17 protein-coding genes and 1 tRNA gene are annotated in these 16,390 nt (G+C 60.6%); 9 read left to right on the top strand and 9 right to left on the bottom strand.

Annotated elements, in window-relative coordinates:
• Window positions 1-167: 167 nt before the first annotated feature.
• Window positions 168-575, bottom strand: a complete 408-nt coding sequence (locus QTL94_RS25130) for a hypothetical protein (RefSeq protein ID WP_289803405.1) — start codon at window positions 573-575, stop codon at window positions 168-170.
• Between the two features lie 268 nt (window positions 576-843).
• Between QTL94_RS25130 and QTL94_RS25125 the strand changes: the two genes are divergently transcribed.
• Window positions 844-920, top strand: a tRNA-Pro gene (locus QTL94_RS25125).
• A 171-nt stretch (window positions 921-1,091) separates the two neighbouring features.
• Window positions 1,092-1,277: a DUF3008 family protein gene (locus tag QTL94_RS25120; protein WP_289803404.1), complete on the top strand. Its 186-nt coding sequence runs from the start codon at window positions 1,092-1,094 to the stop codon at window positions 1,275-1,277.
• Window positions 1,278-1,533: 256 nt separating this feature from the next.
• On the opposite strand, the gene QTL94_RS25115 is transcribed toward QTL94_RS25120, so the two are convergent.
• Window positions 1,534-1,833, bottom strand: a complete 300-nt coding sequence (locus tag QTL94_RS25115; RefSeq protein WP_289803403.1) for a hypothetical protein — start codon at window positions 1,831-1,833, stop codon at window positions 1,534-1,536.
• Between the two features lie 222 nt (window positions 1,834-2,055).
• Window positions 2,056-2,733, bottom strand: coding sequence for an outer membrane protein (locus QTL94_RS25110; protein WP_289803402.1), 678 nt, complete (start codon window positions 2,731-2,733; stop codon window positions 2,056-2,058).
• A gap of 487 nt (window positions 2,734-3,220) precedes the next feature.
• Here QTL94_RS25110 and QTL94_RS25105 point away from each other — a divergent pair, with 487 nt between their 5' ends.
• The 4 genes from QTL94_RS25105 to QTL94_RS25090 all read left to right on the top strand — a co-directional run bounded on the left by QTL94_RS25105 (window position 3,221) and on the right by QTL94_RS25090 (window position 7,964).
• Window positions 3,221-3,793: a BA14K family protein gene (locus QTL94_RS25105; RefSeq protein WP_289803401.1), complete on the top strand. Its 573-nt coding sequence runs from the start codon at window positions 3,221-3,223 to the stop codon at window positions 3,791-3,793.
• A gap of 172 nt (window positions 3,794-3,965) precedes the next feature.
• A complete protein-coding gene (locus tag QTL94_RS25100; protein WP_289803400.1) occupies window positions 3,966-4,784 on the top strand; it encodes a bifunctional allantoicase/(S)-ureidoglycine aminohydrolase in 819 nt (272 codons plus the stop codon).
• Window positions 4,785-4,956: 172 nt separating this feature from the next.
• Complete coding sequence (locus QTL94_RS25095) at window positions 4,957-5,820, top strand: beta-1,6-N-acetylglucosaminyltransferase (protein WP_289803399.1); 864 nt, start codon at window positions 4,957-4,959, stop codon at window positions 5,818-5,820.
• Window positions 5,821-6,125: 305 nt separating this feature from the next.
• On the top strand, window positions 6,126-7,964 hold the full coding sequence (locus tag QTL94_RS25090; protein ID WP_289803398.1) for an ABC transporter ATP-binding protein: 1,839 nt from the start codon (window positions 6,126-6,128) through the stop codon (window positions 7,962-7,964).
• Between the two features lie 46 nt (window positions 7,965-8,010).
• On the opposite strand, the gene cysN is transcribed toward QTL94_RS25090, so the two are convergent.
• The 3 genes from cysN to QTL94_RS25075 form a co-directional block, all read right to left on the bottom strand.
• A complete protein-coding gene (gene cysN / locus QTL94_RS25085; RefSeq protein ID WP_289803397.1) occupies window positions 8,011-9,495 on the bottom strand; it encodes a sulfate adenylyltransferase subunit CysN in 1,485 nt (494 codons plus the stop codon).
• 1 nt (window position 9,496) lies between these two features.
• On the bottom strand, window positions 9,497-10,450 hold the full coding sequence (cysD, locus tag QTL94_RS25080) for a sulfate adenylyltransferase subunit CysD (protein WP_113524245.1): 954 nt from the start codon (window positions 10,448-10,450) through the stop codon (window positions 9,497-9,499).
• 106 nt (window positions 10,451-10,556) lie between these two features.
• On the bottom strand, window positions 10,557-11,300 hold the full coding sequence (locus QTL94_RS25075) for a phosphoadenylyl-sulfate reductase (protein ID WP_289803396.1): 744 nt from the start codon (window positions 11,298-11,300) through the stop codon (window positions 10,557-10,559).
• Window positions 11,301-11,712: 412 nt separating this feature from the next.
• Here QTL94_RS25075 and QTL94_RS25070 point away from each other — a divergent pair, with 412 nt between their 5' ends.
• The 3 genes from QTL94_RS25070 (at window position 11,713) to QTL94_RS25060 (ending at window position 12,830) form a co-directional block, all read left to right on the top strand.
• A complete protein-coding gene (locus QTL94_RS25070; RefSeq protein ID WP_065689788.1) occupies window positions 11,713-12,159 on the top strand; it encodes an RrF2 family transcriptional regulator in 447 nt (148 codons plus the stop codon).
• A 96-nt stretch (window positions 12,160-12,255) separates the two neighbouring features.
• Entirely contained in the window at window positions 12,256-12,471 is a 216-nt protein-coding gene (locus QTL94_RS25065; RefSeq protein WP_065689789.1) for a ribbon-helix-helix domain-containing protein, read from the top strand.
• A complete protein-coding gene (locus tag QTL94_RS25060; protein ID WP_065689790.1) occupies window positions 12,465-12,830 on the top strand; it encodes a type II toxin-antitoxin system VapC family toxin in 366 nt (121 codons plus the stop codon). Before QTL94_RS25065 ends, QTL94_RS25060 begins: the two co-directional genes overlap by 7 nt.
• A 1-nt stretch (window position 12,831) precedes the next feature.
• On the opposite strand, the gene QTL94_RS25055 is transcribed toward QTL94_RS25060, so the two are convergent.
• The 3 genes from QTL94_RS25055 to QTL94_RS25045 form a co-directional block, all read right to left on the bottom strand.
• Window positions 12,832-14,193 carry a chloride channel protein gene (locus tag QTL94_RS25055; protein WP_289803395.1) on the bottom strand — a complete coding sequence of 454 codons (1,362 nt, stop codon included), beginning with the start codon at window positions 14,191-14,193 and terminating at the stop codon, window positions 12,832-12,834.
• Window positions 14,194-14,315: 122 nt separating this feature from the next.
• Window positions 14,316-15,965 carry a choline dehydrogenase gene (gene betA, locus QTL94_RS25050; protein WP_289803394.1) on the bottom strand — a complete coding sequence of 550 codons (1,650 nt, stop codon included), beginning with the start codon at window positions 15,963-15,965 and terminating at the stop codon, window positions 14,316-14,318.
• A 196-nt stretch (window positions 15,966-16,161) separates the two neighbouring features.
• Window positions 16,162-16,389 carry a hypothetical protein gene (locus QTL94_RS25045; RefSeq protein WP_289803393.1) on the bottom strand — a complete coding sequence of 76 codons (228 nt, stop codon included), beginning with the start codon at window positions 16,387-16,389 and terminating at the stop codon, window positions 16,162-16,164.
• Window position 16,390: the final 1 nt, after the last annotated feature.

Here is a 16,390-nt window from a genome sequence, read left to right as displayed (position 1 = left end):
TCGAGGCCGCTATTTCGTCGCTGCAGGCGATCGCTCAGTACTGCACGCGAAAGCTTAGCTCGCCGTGCGTCAGCGATTGGGCAGTGGCTGGTACGGCGACGCCCGGGCATTGGCCTAAATGAAAAAAGGCGACCTCAGGCCGCCTTTTGTCGTCAGGTGCTTTTGGCTTACGACTGCGCCGGCGCAAGGAACTCGGCGCAATAGGATGGGCCGTTGACACCAGGGACGTCGCCGGAAACGCGGATGGTGCGGATCGTGTAGTCCGCATTCGTCGTGATTTCCGCCTGGCAGCGAAGGTACTGCTTGCGGGCCGGGGAGATCTGCTTGCCGCGCTTGCCGTCGGCGCCATCGGCATACTTCGCCGGAACCGTAACCGTCTTGTAGCCGCCCTTCCAAGTGTAGACGTTACCGTTGCCCGTGTCGGCATCGGTGAGAGGCGGGCCAAAGGCGGCAAAGAATTTGCCGGCCGACTGGCCAACCCAGCGGCTGGAGATCGGATCGGCGGCAGTCGGAATGGTCGTGCAGCCGGCCAGCGCAATAGTAAGCCCGGCCGCGGCAAAGGTGCGGAGTTTCATCATATCGTCCCTGAAATGGCGCGCATCCAATGCGGGAATCACTGTCTGCGCAGCGGTTCTGCGTGTCCCGATCAGGCCTTTAGCGCGTAACCCGGCAAAAGAAAATCGGCTCCTGTTCGCAAATGCAAAATTTGCCCGGGGTGTGGCTTTTTGCTCCACCTCAAGCGCACTTCGGCGCCTGTCATGGCAGCGTAAAAAAATGCGCCCGCTTTTGAATTTTGGTGCTTGCGCAATAAGATGGGCCGGTCTATGAAGGCGCCGCTGGTCACGGAGTGTAGCGCAGTCTGGTAGCGCACCACGTTCGGGACGTGGGGGTCGAGTGTTCGAATCACTCCACTCCGACCAGTCTGACCACTTGATGTGGTCCAATTATTTCCCGAACCTCTGAAAAATCTGCTCTTACCTTACGCGGGTAGCCGTTCGCAGCTGCGTGCACGCGGGCTGGGGAATTTGCCGCTCGTCGCGGCGGAACATCGACAAGGCTGTAGAGTTGACTGGAAAAGAGGAGATAGTCCCATGCCAGCCAAGTCCAAAGCCCAGCAAAAAGCAGCCGGTGCAGCGCTTTCCGCCAAGCGCGGCGAGACCCCCAAAAGCAAGCTGAAGGGTGCGTCTCGAGAAATGGTCGATTCCATGACCGAAAAGCAGCTGGAAGATTTCGCCTCTACCAAGAGGAAGGGTAAGCCCGAGCACGTGTCTCACTGACACCCGAAACGCCGAAGCTGTCGCAGAACGATGAGCGAGCCTTGACCGCGGTCGACGGCTCGCTTGAATTATTGCGAGTGCCCGCATGGCAACTCAGAGTGCCAGATTGAGAACACAGCAGCTGCTGCGATTCGGGAAGGTGGCCCGAACAACGTATGTTCAGGTCGATGTGGCACCTTTCATGCGACGATGTGGCAGTGCGGGATGCCAGCGAAAGAGGGGCGCCTCGAATGTGTCCGAAGCGCCCGCATAGATTTTAGCGGTAGCAGACTCGGGTCGATCGCGTGACCCAGCGATTAGCGTGTTCGCTGTAATATCGCTTGTTCTGTGTTCTGCAGGATGCCTTGTGCCGCGGGTATTGCTCACGATAGTAGCGAGGATATGCTGGCTCATAATATCTGCGATAGGCCGGCCGGTAGCGCGGATAATCGCCGTAGTATCCGTCATGATACCCGGGGCTTCCGAATTGAAAATAGACGCCGTCTGCAAGGCTGGGAGCAGCGGTGGCGGTCAGCGAAGCAAGCGCAACGATTGCGCCGATAAGAAGCTTTTTCATTGTCATCTCCATCAGTTAGACAACTGCATGGATCCGAAAATGTTCCAGTTGGCCTGAATTGGCGATGAAGCCTATGTTCATGTTTCAGTCACGTCGCGCCCGGAGATTTGGGCGCCAGACGAGATGTTCCGAGCGCGCGCAAATGGCGGTTTCGGCAGGCGCGACCGGCAAGGAAAAGCCCCGCCGAAATGACGGGGCTTGCAGCGCGAGAGCGTAGCGGACTTAGAACTTGAAGCTGACGCCGAGCCGAAGCTCATTGGTGCTCAGATCGGTATCGATACCGACAGGCGCACCGGCAATGGTGTTGGTCTTGCTGCCGAAGTCCGTGTAGCGGTATTCGAAGCGACCGATAATGTTGTCGGTGACAGCGTACTCGACACCGGCACCGACGGTGTACCCGACAAAGGTGTCACTGAATTTTTGGCTGAGGCCCGGCACCACGATTGATGTGTCGACATCCGCGATGGCAACGCCACCCGCGACATAGGGCAGGAAGCGGTCGACGGCGTAGCCGACGCGGGCGCGAAAGGCCGCTGTCCAGTTGACATCAACCTGGCCGTCTACCCCTGTAAACGCAACACCCGGTACCGTGAATGCGGACCGGTCGTCCGCGCTGCTGGCCGATATGTCACTCTCCAGGCCGATGACGAAGGAATTTGGCGCCTGGAAATTGTAGCCGATGTAGGCGCCGCCGAGCCAGCCGTCCGGATCCGGATTGCTCTGCGCAAAGCCGCCGAAGTCTATCTTCGAATCGCCCCAGGCGTGACCGGCATCCAGACCCACATAGCCGCCGCTCCAGTCGAACGCCGATTTCGCTGCCGTGTCGGCGGTGAGATCCGCGGACAGTGCCGACCCAGCAGTGGCGGCAACGATGGCAATGGCGGATAAGAACGTCTTCATTTCAATTCTCCCAACACTCATAAACACTGAAGCAACCGGCAATCCTATTCTCCGCGACTCAGTTGAGTTTCACGTCGTATGGTTGCATCAATCTCTCCGCTATCGCGTGTCACGGCGCCAAGCAATAGCAGCGGTTGGAGTCCGTCACAGTTTCCGGGCCTCGTGGTTTGGACGGCACACTTAGAATTGAGGGGTGGGAGGTTCGGCTTTGGTGGCGACCGCGATGCGTCACGGCACGATCACGATTTCACAATAATCATTGATGTTTTTCCGCCGAAAAGGATCGAGGCACTGGCGCCGTCGAAGTCTGGAAGCTGATGCATTCGGGACTTCCGGTCTGCTGTCCAAGTAGCTCGTCGTACAGTGAGAGTAGCTCGCCGACGCGCCGACACGGGATCTTGTGGTCTCGATGAGAATATGTTGATACCACCACTGGTTTTGGAAATCATGTTGTCCATATTCTCTGCATCAACATTGGAGGTCTTGAATGAGGAAATTGGCGATTGTCGCTGTGGCGGTGTTGACGGCGGTGGGAAATTCCCTGCCGGCAGCTGCTTTTCCCGTGCCTGAAGCCGTTGCCGTCCGCGCGATGACGGATGGGGACGTGCAGCAGGTGCGCACCTGCAGTGGCCCGCACTGCAAACCGGCAAAACGACCTCCGCATGCCGGCAAACCCAATCGCCCGCCGCCGCATCACGCAAACCGGCCGAGCCGGCCTCCGCCACACAATTCGCATCGCCCGAGCAGGCCGCCGCCGCACAACTCGCACAGGCCACGGCCACCGCAGAACGGCTGGTACAACGGGCATCGTGGCTACAGGGACTATCGGTATGGCTATCGTCGCGGCAACGATGGGTGGTGGTATCCGCTGGCTGCCTTCGGGACCGGCCTGATCATCGGTGGCGCGGTCGCTAGTCAGCCCAGCTATACCCAGCCCAGCTACTCGTATGGCAGTGCGCATGTGCAGTGGTGCTACAACCGCTACAAGACCTACCGCGAATACGACAACACCTATGCGCCGAGCGTCGGCGTTCGGGCCCAGTGCGTATCGCCTTATTGAGACGGCGTTAGCGACGAAGAGAAGAAGCCCCGCCCGCGTGCGGGGTTTCTTTTTTTGAGCTGTCCCCTCTGCCTGCCGAACGGGAAAAGGAGTCTTGCCAATCTAGATGTTGCCTGCCGCATATCCGGCGCCTAAAGCTGGTAGGCAATTCCGTCTCATGAAAAGTGGATCGATGAGCAGCAACTTCTATTCCAACTTGGGTGGCCTGCCGCCGCAGACCGAACTTTTGTCCAGCAAGGCTGTCTTTACGACAGCCTACGCGGTCATCCCCCGCACGGTGATGACGGATATTGTCACCAGCTTTTTGCCGCACTGGACGGGCACCCGGGCCTGGGTGATCTCGCGCCCGATGACCGGTTTTTCCGAGACGTTCTCGCAGTACATCATGGAAGTGCAGCCGGGCGGCGGCAGCGATCGGCCGGAGCCTGAAAAGCGGGCCGAAGGCGTGCTCTTCGTGGTCGACGGCGAGATGACGGTCGAGTTTGAAGGTGCCACGCACCCGATGCGCCCCGGTTCATTCGCCTTCCTGCCGGCAGGCTCGAAATGGACGCTGCGGAACAAGAGCGGGGCGCCCGTGAAGTTTCACTGGATCCGCAAGGCGTTCCAGGAGGTCGAAGGGCTGGAGCCGCCACCCGCGCTCTTCACGCATGAAGAGCAGAATCCGCCGCAGTCCATGCCGGATACCAATGATGCATGGGCGACGACCCGCTTCATCGATCCCGCCGATCTTCGCTACGACATGCACGTCACCATCGTCACCCTGGAGCCCGGCGGCGTGATCCCGTTCATGGAAACCCACGTCATGGAGCATGGCCTCTATGTGCTGGAAGGCAAGGCGGTCTATCGCCTGAACTCCGATTGGGTGGAGGTCGAAGCCGGCGACTTCATGTGGCTGCGCGCCTTCTGCCCGCAGGCCTGCTACGCTGGTGGTCCCGGCCGTTTCCGCTACCTGCTCTACAAGGATGTCAACCGTCACATGTCGCTCTGGTAGTGCCCACGGCGAGGTCTTGAATCTGCGCAGCACCGCGCGGAGCAGGCCTTTGTTAGGGCTGCGCGGCCCATGTGCTCCAAAGGAACAGGGAGGCTACGACTTTTTCTCCTGTTGTGACCGGCGGTCTCAATCCGGAGAATAGAAGGGGTGTCATCTTTCCCTGGAGGGCCTCGTGATCGTTGCCTACCTGCTTTTGGTGCATGCGAATTTGAAGCAAGTGACACGACTCATCTCGGCGCTTCCCGAGGAGTCGCCTGTCTTTATTCATGTCGACACGAACGCAGGCCGGTTCTACGAAGAATTGCAGGAGGCGATGAAGCGTAGGGCGAAAACCTATTTCGTACCTCGCTTCCGCAGTCGATGGGCCAGTCCGGGCATATCGCGCGCAACGTTTTCGTTGATCAATGCAGCGATCGAAAGTGGCGTCGAATTTGACTATGCGACTTTGCTGTCCGGCGCGGATTATCCTATCAAGTCCAATGAACAGATAGCGGATTTCCTTGCGCGCGCGAAAGGAAACGAGTTCATCGAGAGCTTTGCTATGGAAAAGCCGAACCGGTGGACCGAGATGGGTGGCCTCTATAAGGCACCGGACAGGGCGCTTCGATATCACCTCCGCATTCGTGGCCGCGTTTACAACACGCCGATAACGCGGAGCATGCCCTACGGCCTCGTTGCTTACGGTGGCAGCCAGTGGTGGACGCTAACCAGAGCCGCGCTCGAATACATCGACGTATTCCATCAGAAGAGCCCCAAGTTCGATCGTTTTCTGCACGGCACGTTCATTCCCGATGAATTCGTTGTCCAGACCATACTGAGCAATTCGCCGTTCGCCGGCAGGATCGTGGGCGATGACCTGAGGTTTGCGATCTGGGACAGGCCGGTTCCTCCATATCCCGCGACATTGAAGTGTGCGGATATTCCCGAACTGCTGGCATCAACTAAGCTGTTTGCTAGGAAATTCAGCGACAGCGTCGATTCCGATGTGCTTGATCACCTCGATGCGGCCATTGGCAACAAGGTCGTTGCTGCCTGAGATCACGAGAACCGCTGGCTGGTCGGCAATGCCTGCTGTGAAACGAGGCGCCAGCTCGATGCGCTGGAAGGCAAGCCGATCCGTCGTAGGAACTCAACCGGCTCGTCGAAGCAGGCATCTCATCAGCACGGAACGCCCACTGTTGCCCGCAAATGACATCCTTCGCCTTTCTCCCGTTTCAATATTGAGAAGGCGGCACTTGTCTGCGATGCTCAGGTTTCTATTGCTGAAGCTCCGGGAGACCAACATGAAAACGATCCTGTCCAACCAGAAAGGAAACATCCACCACAAGGACATGTCGCTTCATGATTTCTCGGTTCTCGCGTGCAAGGAAAAGCACGCCACGCCATAAACCCTCTCTTCGGTTCCTCCAGACCCGCCAGACCGACGCCGACCGCGAACGCCGGCGCTCGCGCTGGCGCAAGTTTCTCTCCTATTATCGGCCGCACCTGCCTTTGCTGCTGGCGGACCTGTTTTGCGCAATCCTCGTTGCCGGCACCGCAATCGCTTTGCCGCTGTGCGCCAACTACGTCACGCGCTATCTCCTGACGCTTACCGACACGCCGCAGGCCCTCAATGAGATCCTAGTCATCGGGGCTGCCATGCTCGTGATCCTCGCGGTCCAGAGCGTCGCCATCTTCTTTGTCGACTATCAGGGGCATGTGATGGGTGCCCGGATCGAGGCCGCGGTACGCCAGGAGCTCTTCGAGCACTGCCAGAAGCTCTCGTTCAGCTTCCACGATACACAGCGCACCGGTCAGTTGATGAGCCGTATCACCAACGATTCACTGTGGTTGGGCGAGCTTTTCCATCATGGCCCCGAAGACCTCTCCATTGCCGTGCTCAAATACGGCGGCGCCATGATCGTGCTCCTCTATATCGATCCGCTCTTGGCCGGTATCATCCTTCTGCTCACGCCGCTGGCGATCGCCTATGCGTTGCACTTCAATCGACGCATGAACCGAGCACTCGACGCCAGCAAGCAGCATATTGCCGCTGTTAACGAGCGTGTCGAGGATGCTCTGGCGGGCATTCGTGTGGTCCAGTCCTTTGCCAACGAGGGGAGGGAGAAGGAGCGTTTCGCCGATCTGAACCAGGGTTTTGTCAGAAGCCGAGCGGACGGCTACCGCAGCGAAGCCTGGTTCTCGGTCGGCACGGAGACCTTCGCGCAGCTCATCACCATCCTTGTCATCATCGTCGGGGCTATCCGTATCCTGACGGCCGACCTCACCGTTGCCGATCTCCTGACCTTCCTGCTTTGCGTGGCGGTGCTGGTCGATCCAGTGAGGCGGCTGGCCAACTTCGTGCGGCTTTGGCAGGAAGGCTACACCGGTTTCGTCAGGGCCATGGAGATACTGGAGATCTCGCCCGATATCATGGATCGGCCCGAGGCCCAGCCGTTGTCCGTTCCAAACGGCGAAATCCGCTTCTCCGGGGTCACGTTCGGCTATGCGGATGATGGCGCCACCGTGCTCGACGACGTTTGCGTGACCATTGCACCGGGTCAATTCGTGGCCTTGGTCGGGCCTTCAGGTGTAGGAAAGAGTACGCTTTGCGCACTGATCCCACGGTTCTACGACATCCAGGCCGGGTCAATCCGGATCGATGGCGTCGATGTTCGCGACGTGACGCTGGCGTCGTTGCGCCGCCAGATCGGTGTCGTCCAGCAGGATGTCTATCTGTTTGCGGGCACGATAGCAGAAAACCTGCGCTACGGACGACCGGATGCAACCGATGCCGAAGTGGTGGCCGCTGCGCGTGCCGCGAACGCCCATGATTTCATCATGGCGCTGCCAAACGGATACGCTACCGATATCGGTCAGCGCGGTGTGAAGCTGTCAGGCGGCCAGCGCCAGCGTCTCACGATCGCGCGCGTTTTTCTCAAGGACCCGGCAATCCTGATCTTCGATGAGGCAACCAGTGCGCTGGACAACGAGAGTGAACGCGCGGTGCAGCGCGCGCTGCTGACCGTGGCAGAGGGGAGGACTACGTTAGTGATAGCCCATCGTCTCTCCACCGTTCGCCATGCCGACCGCATTCTGGTCCTGACGGGCGATGGCATCGTCGAGCACGGCACCCATGACGATCTTATGGCGAATGATGGGGTCTATGCCAATCTGCATCGGGTGCAGGCAAGCATGTAGAAATCGTGGCCCGCTCGATAGGAGCGGGCCACGATTAGACATATCGTCAGATATCGCTTGCGGCGTTCGACCAGAGGTCGGCGGCCTGCGCGGCCGTCATGCGGCGCACTTCCGCCTCGTCACGGCGCTTGGCGAAGAGCTCGCTTGCCATGATCTGGTCGGCAAGATCCGCCGGCAGCGACAGGATCACGCGGGCATCGCCGCCGTGAATGCCGCCGAGCTCCGAGCGCTTGCCCGTCACCATGCCGCCGGCCACCGTGTTGTTGGTCTCGGGATCGATCAGGATGAAGGCGCCCGAGGAGCGGTTCTGCTCGTAAGGGTCGAAGATCGCCGCTTCGTCGAAGGAGAGATGCACCTTGCCGATGGCGTTCATGTAGAGCGTCTCGGCCGAGGTCCATGTTCCGGTCTTCAGCTGCAGCTGCGCGACAGGCTGCACCTGAACGCGCTGTCGGCGGCTGCCGCTCTTCAGCCAGTAGCGCTTGCCTGCCTCGATGCCCTCGGGCTGCAGCGCGACGATCTGCGCGTCGAAGGAGAGACCCACCTGCGGCTGGCTGTCGATCGAAACGATCATGTCGCCGCGCGCCACGTCCACCTGGCGGTCGAGCACCAGCGTGATCGCGTCTCCGGCGACGGCGGCGTTGCGCACGAGGTCGAAGGTGACGATCTTGGAAACGTTGGCGACCATGCCCGACGGCAGGATCATGACGCTGTCGCCCGGCTTCACCGAACCGCCGGCAACCGTGCCCTGATAGCCACGAAAGCTCTCGCCCGGGCGCGACACGCGCTGGACGGAAAGGCGGAAGCCGACCGTTTGCGACGAGCGCACGGTGGCAAGCTCCAGCGTCTCGACAAGCGTCGGCCCGGCATACCACGGCATGGAGGCTTCGCCGGAATAAACGACGTTCTCGCCCTTCAGCGCCGACATCGGGATGGCGGTGATCTGCTTGACGCCCAGCGACAGCGCGAATTCGCGGAACTCGTGAACGATCTTCTCGAAACCGGCGCGATCGTAGTTTGTGAGGTCGATCTTGTTGACCGCAAGCACGAACTGCTTGATGCCGAGCAGCGAGGCGATCGTCGCGTGACGGCGCGTCTGCTCGAGAATGCCGGCGCGGGCATCGACCAAGAGGATGGCGAGGTCAGCGGTGGATGCGCCGGTCGCCATGTTGCGGGTGTATTGCTCGTGGCCGGGGGTGTCGGCAACGATGAACGAGCGCTTGTCCGTCGCGAAATAGCGATAGGCGACGTCGATGGTGATGCCCTGTTCGCGCTCGGCCTGCAGGCCGTCGAGAAGCAGCGCGAAGTCGGGCAGGCCGAGGTCGTTCTGCTTGCCGGTCGAATCCCGGCGCAGCGTCGCGGCCTGGTCTTCCTTGACTGCCTTGGTATCCCAGAGCAGGCGACCGATCAGCGTGGACTTTCCGTCATCGACGCTGCCGCAGGTGATGAGGCGCAACGGTCGCGTGTCGCGCACGGCCTGGGCGGGCTCGGCGGCGGGGGCGGCGATGGCGCTTGCTGTTGCTGCTGCAGTCATCTCAGAAATATCCTTCACGCTTCTTTTTCTCCATGGAGCCGGACTGGTCGCGGTCGATGGCGCGGCCCTGGCGTTCGGAGACAGTGGCAATTTCAAGTTCGGCGATAATGTCGTCCATCGTCGTGGCGGTGGACTTGATCGCGCCCGTCAACGGGAAGCAGCCGAGCGTGCGGAAGCGGATGAAGTCTTCCTGCTTGGTTTCGCCGGGCAGCAGTTCCAGGCGCGGATCGGAGGCCGAGATCATCATGCCGTCGCGCTCGACGTAGGGGCGCTTGGCGGCGAAGTAGAGCGGCACGATCGGAATGTTTTCCGCCTGGATGTAGCGCCAGATGTCGACCTCGGTCCAGTTCGACAGCGGGAAGGCGCGCACGCTCTCGCCGCTGCGGATCTGGCCGTTATAGATGTTCCAGAGCTCGGGGCGCTGGTTGCGCGGATCCCAGCGGTGGTCGGGGGTGCGGAAGGAATAGATGCGCTCCTTGGCGCGGGATGCTTCCTCGTCGCGCCGCGCGCCGCCGAAGGCCGCGTCGAACTTGCCGGCGTCGAGCGCGTTGCGCAGCGCTTCCGTCTTCATGATGTCGGTGTAACGCGCCGAGCCATAGGTGAACGGCGTGATGTTTTCGGCCGCACCGCGCGGATTGATATGCTCGATCAGGTCGAGATCATAGTCCTTCACGATTTTGTCGCGGAAGGTGATCATCTCCGCGAACTTCCAGCCGGTGTTGACGTGCAACAGCGGGAAGGGGACGCGGCCGGGATAGAAGGCCTTGCGCGCCAGATGCAGCAGCACGGAGCTATCCTTGCCGATCGAGTAGAGCATCACGGGACGCTCGAACTCGGCCGCCACTTCGCGGAAAATATGGATGGATTCGTTTTCGAGCGCCTTCAGATGCGGATCGAGCGGTGGCTTGGTGCTCTGCGGATTGCTGAGTTCCGTATCCGGACGGGTATCGGGCATGTCTTACTCCAGACTTCGGTCGTTCCAGGCCGGATAGCCGGAACGCAATTTCGCTTGATCTTCGGGGAGCGGCGACGACAGCCGCGCTTCGGTCCCGAACTTCGGGTTACTGTCGGGCGGGGATTGCCGAGGCCTCTTCGGCAACATGCAGACCGCATTCGCGCTTCTCGTCCTGCTCCCACCACCAGCGGCCGGCCCGTTCGGGCTCGCCCGGCTTGATGGCCCGGGTGCAGGGTTCGCAGCCGATCGAGGGATAGCCGCGCGCATGCAGCGGATTGATCGGCACGCTGTTGTCGGCAACGTAGGCCTTGATCACGTCGATATCCCAGTCGGCCAGCGGGTTGACCTTCAGGAGATGGCGTTCCGCGTCATACTCGGCAAACGGCGTATCGGCGCGGTTGGTGGACTGGCCACGGCGCAGGCCGGTGATCCAGATCGTCGCCCCTGCCAGGGCTCGCGCAAGCGGCTTCAGCTTGCGCACGCCACAACAGGCATGTCTGGCTTCGACGCTTTCATAGAAACCGTTCAGCCCGTATTTGGCCGCATAGGCGTCGATATCGGCCTGTTCCGGCTCATAGCGGTTGATGTGTATGTCGTACTGCTTTTCCGTCTCGTCGACCAGGTTGAGCGTTTCGGGGAAAAGGCGGCCAGTCTGCAGCGTCACCACGTCGATCGGCAGGCGATGGTTGCCGATTTCCGCCGTGATCACCTGGTCCTCGATGCCGAGAGAGGTTGTGAAGACCACGCGCCCGCCAAGACCCGATACGAACGACAGGCGTTCGGCCAGGCTAAGGGTAGCAAGTTTCGCGTTCAGCGTTTCCGCTTCTTCGATTGTATGGGCAACAGTCATGGGAATCCTGTCCTTGATGTTGGCCGGAGTATCGCAGGTCAGGAAGGGATCGGACAGAAACGGGCATTTCGAATGCGGGCGCGAAAGGAGCAAATATCTCTCCCCGGCCGCTGCAATGCAGAAAAGCAGCCGCGCCGACGATGGAAATCGTCTGCGCGCCTCAATGTCTATTGATTTAGTAGAGTTACACGTTGCCTGTCAACCGGAAATGTGAATTGATGGCGCGGCAGCCAAATTTTAGCGTAGGGTCATATTCATTGGCCGAGGGCAAAAAACAAGGCCAAAAAACCTTATGTCTCAGGCGTTTCGCTTCTCTGTTCAAATTCCGTTCATGCTGGAAGTGCAATAGAGACATGGTCAGTATTTCGGTGGGTCGGGAATCGGTCTGCCCTGTGTGTGTCGACGGTCCAGAATGATTACGCAGAAAGCCAAATACGCGCTGAGAGCGCTCACCGTGCTGGCCCAGGCCGACAATGGCGAGCCTGTGATGATTTCCGATATCGCGGCGCAGCAAAAGATACCGAAGAAGTTTCTCGAGCAGATCCTGCTGGACCTCAAGCATCAGGGTATCGTGGTCAGTCGCCGCGGCAAGCAGGGCGGTTATCTACTCCTGAAACCTGCCGACATGATCACATTCGGCGAAGTGCTTCGCATCATCGACGGCCCGATCGCGCCGCTTCCCTGCCTGTCGATCACCGCCTATCGCAAATGCGATGATTGCGACGGCGAGCAGAACTGCGAAATCCGCCACGTCTTCGCCAAGGTCGCCGACGCCACCCGCAAGGTGCTTTTCTCCACGACCATCGCCGACGCGGTGGCCCCCGCCAAGGTCGCCCAGGTGACGAGGATGCTGGCTTAGAGCCGCCCACAGTCATCGGCTCCATCCGAGCCACTGAATTGTATTCATGCGATATGTGATATACATTGATGATATCATATATCGGAGTGCATGGTAGTGAGGACGCTTGTTGATATCGGCGACGATCATCTGAAGGCGCTGGACGAAATCGCCGCGACGAAAAACGTGTCGCGTGCCTCTCTCATTCGCGAGGCGGTCAGCGCATTCCTCGAACATAGCTCGATCGACGAACGAAGCCAGGCATTTGGGCTTTGGGGGAAGCGGAAGATCGACGGTCTCGCGTATCAGGAGGAGATCAGGGGCGAATGGTGAAGCCGCTGTTCGATACCAATATCCTCATCGATTACCTCAATGCTGTCCCACAAGCCGCTCAGGAGTTTGATCGGTACGACACGGCGGCTATCAGCATTATCACGTGGATGGAAGTGTTGGCAGGCGCCAGACCGGATGTCGCGGATGCCACGCGTCGTTTCTTGGCAGGCTTCCAGATCATTTCGCTGGAAGCCTCCGTTGCGGAGAGGGCCGTCGAGATCAGGCAGGAATATAGGATCAAACTGCCGGATGCCATTATCTGGGCAACCGCCGACACGAACTCGATGCTGCTCGTGACGCGCAACAGCAAGGGTTTCCCGACGGACACGCCGGGTGTGCGCATACCTTATGCGCTCTAGGCTAGCCCGTCGCTTCCTCGGCGTTTGCCTTGTGCTCTGCTGCCCGTCGCGCGCGGATCGTTGCGGCGATGAATACGCGCGACAGGCCGTGATAGAGCGGTTCGCGCGACAGGATGCGTGACGTGATGTAGCCGATCATCGACACCGCCATGATCGGGATCACGGCCTGATGGTCGCCGGTCATTTCGAGAATGATCACGAACGCCGTCATCGGCGCCTGCACGACGCCGGCAAAATAGCCCGCCATGCCGAGAATTGCCGCCAGCGCAATGCTGCTGCCGATCAGTGTGCCGACCGTGCTGCCGAAACCGGCGCCGACGGCAAGCGACGGCGCGAAGATCCCGCCCGGTATGCCCGAGATCATCGACAGGAAACTGGCAAGAAGTTTTTCCAGGAAGAAGAACAGCGGCAGGGCCTGTCCCTCGACAGCGCCCCTGGCCTGCTCGTAGCCGGTGCCGAACGTCGTTCCGCCCGAACCGATGCCGATGACGGCAATGGCGAAGCCGCAGGCGCTGGCGAGAAGGAGCATGCGTTTCAGCGGCTGCGGTTGCGCCCAGCGCCGGACGCGCTGGCCCACATGCAGTGCAAAGCCGCTGAACCCGGCGCCGAGCGCTCCGCCACCCACGCCGCAGATCAGCACAAGCCCCCAATCCGCAAGCTGCATCGGCGCGATCGAGGTCGAGCCGAAATAATTGTAGCTGCCGGAAAGGCCGAGTGCCGCCAGGCCCGACAGGATGACGGCCGTCAGGACGAGTCCGTTCGACCTGGATTCGTAGGTGCGGCTCATTTCCTCGATGGCAAAGACGATGCCGGCGAGAGGTGTGTTGAAGGCCGCCGCGATGCCTGCCGCCGAGCCTGCGAGGATCAGTCCGCGCGCCTGCGCCATTCCCCCGAAGCGCGCCACGGCAAGCATGATCGAGGCTCCGACCTGCACCGTCGGGCCTTCGCGCCCGATCGATGCGCCGGAGAACAGGCCGAGCACTGTCAGCAGGATCTTGCCGAAGGCAATCCTCAGCGAAAGCAGCCGGGAGCGGTCCGCCTCGTCGTGCAGGTGCCGCGCCGCGATCGCCTGGGGTATGCCGCTCCCCTGCGAATTCGGAAACAGCGTCGCCGCAAGATAGGCCGAAAGGGCAAACCCCAGAGGCGTAATGAGCAGCGGCAGCAGGAATGCCCATTCGCCTGATGTGGTCACGCTGAAAAACGCCTTCTGCGCGAGGTCCGCGAGCTTGGCGAAGCCGACGCTGATCAACCCGATCGCCAACGCTCCGCACCAGAACACCAGTCTCGGGCGCCAGAGCGAAAACGAGCCCCAAAAGACGCGTGAGCGGCGGAGCAGTTTGGATTTGCGGTAGGATGGGAGCATGAACTGATAGACCGATGAGGCAACCAAAATCTGGTCGGAATGCTTGCGTCAGCAAAGCCTTATCGGCCTGTAAGGGAGGAGACGCAAGGTCCTAGTTGACCAAACGGCAGTTTCCCTAGCCCCTACCGGTCACTCAGCTCCCAGCGCGGATTGATCCACGGCTCCTGGTTGGAGCGCGGCAATGGCTGCTTGCCGAGGATGTGATCGGCGGCTTTCTCGCCGGTCATGATCGAAGGGCCGTTGAGATTGCCATAGGTGACATGCGGGAAGATCGATGAATCGGCGACGCGCAAGCCATCCACGCCGATCACCCGTGTCTCGGGGTCGACGACGGCCATGGGATCGTCTTTCGCGCCCATCTTGCAGGTGCCGCAGGGGTGATAGGCGCTCTCCAGATGCTCGCGCAGGAAGGCGTCGATCTGGTCATCGGTCTGCACCCCTTCGCCCGGTTGGATTTCCGGTCCGCGGTAGTGGTCGAATGCCTGTTGGCCGAAGATCTCGCGGGTGAGGCGCACGCAGTGGCGGAATTTCTCCCAGTCCTCCGGGTGGCTCATATAGTTGAAGCGGATGAGCGGATCGGCTTTCGGATCCGAGGATCGCAGCGTGACGTTGCCGCGCGATTTCGACAGATTGTAGCCGACATGCACCTGGAAGCCGTGGCTCTTGGCCGCCGCCTTGCCGTCGTAGCTGATCGCGACCGGCAGGAAATGGTACTGGATATCGGGTTGCTTCACGCCCGGGGCCGAGCGCAGGAAGGCGCAGGCCTCGAACTGGTTGGAGGTGCCGAGCCCGGACTTTGTGAACATCCATTGCGCGCCGGCGACACCCTGCCAAAACCACGGCAGCCACGAATAGAGCGAAACCGGCTTGGTACTGACCTGCTGGAAATAAAACTCCATGTGGTCCTGCAGATTGGCGCCGACCCCCGGTCGATCGGCCTTGACCTCGATCCCCATGTCGTTGAGGTGCGCGCCCGGACCGATGCCCGATAGCATGAGCAGCTTCGGCGAGTTGAAGGATGAGGCCGAAACGATCACCTCGCGGTTCGCCCTGACGACCTCGATCTTGCCGCCGCGCTCGATCTCGACGCCGGTTGCCCGGCCGTTCTCGATCACCACCTTCTGCGCGTGGCCATAGACGACCTCCACGTTCGGTCGCTTCAGCGCCGGCTTCAGATAGGCGCTGGCCGCCGACCATCGCCGGCCCTGAAAGATGGTCTGCTCCATCAGCCCGAAGCCTTCCTGCTTCGAGCCGTTATAGTCCTCGGTCGCCTCGAAACCGGCCTGCTTGCCGGCCTCGATGAAGGCGTGGAAGAGGGGGTTCTTGACGCCGCCGCGCTGCACATGCAGGGGGCCGTCGGTGCCGCGCCATCCCTCTTCGCCGCCGTGGCTATGCTCCATCCGCTTGAAATAGGGGAGAACATCGGCATAGGCCCAGCCATTGGCCCCGAGCTCTTCCCAGCGATTGTAGTCTTCCGCATGGCCGCGCACATAGACCATGCCGTTGATCGACGACGAGCCGCCGATCACCTTGCCACGCGGCGCGGTGATGCGCCGGTTGTTGAGATTGGGTTCCGGCTCCGAGAGGTAGCCCCAATTGTAGCGCTTCATGCTCATCGGCCAGGCAAGTGCCGCCGGCATCTGGATGAACGGCCCGAAATCGGAACCGCCAGCCTCGATGACGATAACAGTATTCTTGCCGTCCTCCGACAGCCGGTAGGCAAGAGCCGAACCGGCCGAGCCGGAGCCAACGATAACGAAATCTGCCTGCATTACATGGCTCTCCAAGAGTCAACCGCTTGGTTTGTCACAACGAGCGGACGAAGGTATGTTGCAACCAGATTGAACTGATCTGGGCAGGGGGCTTGAAGTGGGCGACCAGAAGACGCGCGAGGAGCGATCGCCACCGCGCGACAAAAAGCTGTCACTCGATAGAGATGGTCGGAACGACTACGGGGAAAACAGCAAGTCATCGCGAAAGAGCATCCCCCTGTTCAAGGCCCAGTCTAATCGGCGCGGCCGCCACGGCGCGAAGATCGCGGTTGAAGCTATGGCCGCCGACGACGCTGCCTGTGATCGCAGGCTTGCGCTTGCCGATCTCAAGGCGTTGAAGCCAGCCAAGAGAAAATCCCCCGATACACCCCTCCGCGAGATCCTTGAGCGGCAAGGAAAGCGGCCAAGCCGGTAGCGGTCTCATA

The sequence above is a fragment of the Rhizobium sp. S96 genome (genome assembly GCF_030382195.1).
Lineage (GTDB): Bacteria > Pseudomonadota > Alphaproteobacteria > Rhizobiales > Rhizobiaceae > Rhizobium.
This window is presented reverse-complemented; position numbering and strand designations above follow the sequence as displayed.

What these genes read in the sequence shown, in the direction of transcription:
- QTL94_RS25115 (WP_289803403.1), bottom strand. Translation starts at nt 1,833, where the DNA reads ATGAAAAAGCTTCTTATCGGCGCAATCGTTGCGCTTGCTTCGCTGACC.
- betA (WP_289803394.1), bottom strand. Translation starts at nt 15,965, where the DNA reads ATGCAGGCAGATTTCGTTATCGTTGGCTCCGGCTCGGCCGGTTCGGCT.
- QTL94_RS25060 (WP_065689790.1), top strand. Translation starts at nt 12,465, where the DNA reads ATGGTGAAGCCGCTGTTCGATACCAATATCCTCATCGATTACCTCAAT.
- QTL94_RS25070 (WP_065689788.1), top strand. Translation starts at nt 11,713, where the DNA reads ATGATTACGCAGAAAGCCAAATACGCGCTGAGAGCGCTCACCGTGCTG.
- QTL94_RS25055 (WP_289803395.1), bottom strand. Translation starts at nt 14,193, where the DNA reads ATGCTCCCATCCTACCGCAAATCCAAACTGCTCCGCCGCTCACGCGTC.
- QTL94_RS25110 (WP_289803402.1), bottom strand. Translation starts at nt 2,733, where the DNA reads ATGAAGACGTTCTTATCCGCCATTGCCATCGTTGCCGCCACTGCTGGG.
- QTL94_RS25105 (WP_289803401.1), top strand. Translation starts at nt 3,221, where the DNA reads ATGAGGAAATTGGCGATTGTCGCTGTGGCGGTGTTGACGGCGGTGGGA.
- cysN (WP_289803397.1), bottom strand. Translation starts at nt 9,495, where the DNA reads ATGACTGCAGCAGCAACAGCAAGCGCCATCGCCGCCCCCGCCGCCGAG.
- QTL94_RS25075 (WP_289803396.1), bottom strand. Translation starts at nt 11,300, where the DNA reads ATGACTGTTGCCCATACAATCGAAGAAGCGGAAACGCTGAACGCGAAA.
- QTL94_RS25090 (WP_289803398.1), top strand. Translation starts at nt 6,126, where the DNA reads ATGATTTCTCGGTTCTCGCGTGCAAGGAAAAGCACGCCACGCCATAAA.
- QTL94_RS25120 (WP_289803404.1), top strand. Translation starts at nt 1,092, where the DNA reads ATGCCAGCCAAGTCCAAAGCCCAGCAAAAAGCAGCCGGTGCAGCGCTT.
- cysD (WP_113524245.1), bottom strand. Translation starts at nt 10,450, where the DNA reads ATGCCCGATACCCGTCCGGATACGGAACTCAGCAATCCGCAGAGCACC.
- QTL94_RS25130 (WP_289803405.1), bottom strand. Translation starts at nt 575, where the DNA reads ATGAAACTCCGCACCTTTGCCGCGGCCGGGCTTACTATTGCGCTGGCC.
- QTL94_RS25045 (WP_289803393.1), bottom strand. Translation starts at nt 16,389, where the DNA reads ATGAGACCGCTACCGGCTTGGCCGCTTTCCTTGCCGCTCAAGGATCTC.
- QTL94_RS25100 (WP_289803400.1), top strand. Translation starts at nt 3,966, where the DNA reads ATGAGCAGCAACTTCTATTCCAACTTGGGTGGCCTGCCGCCGCAGACC.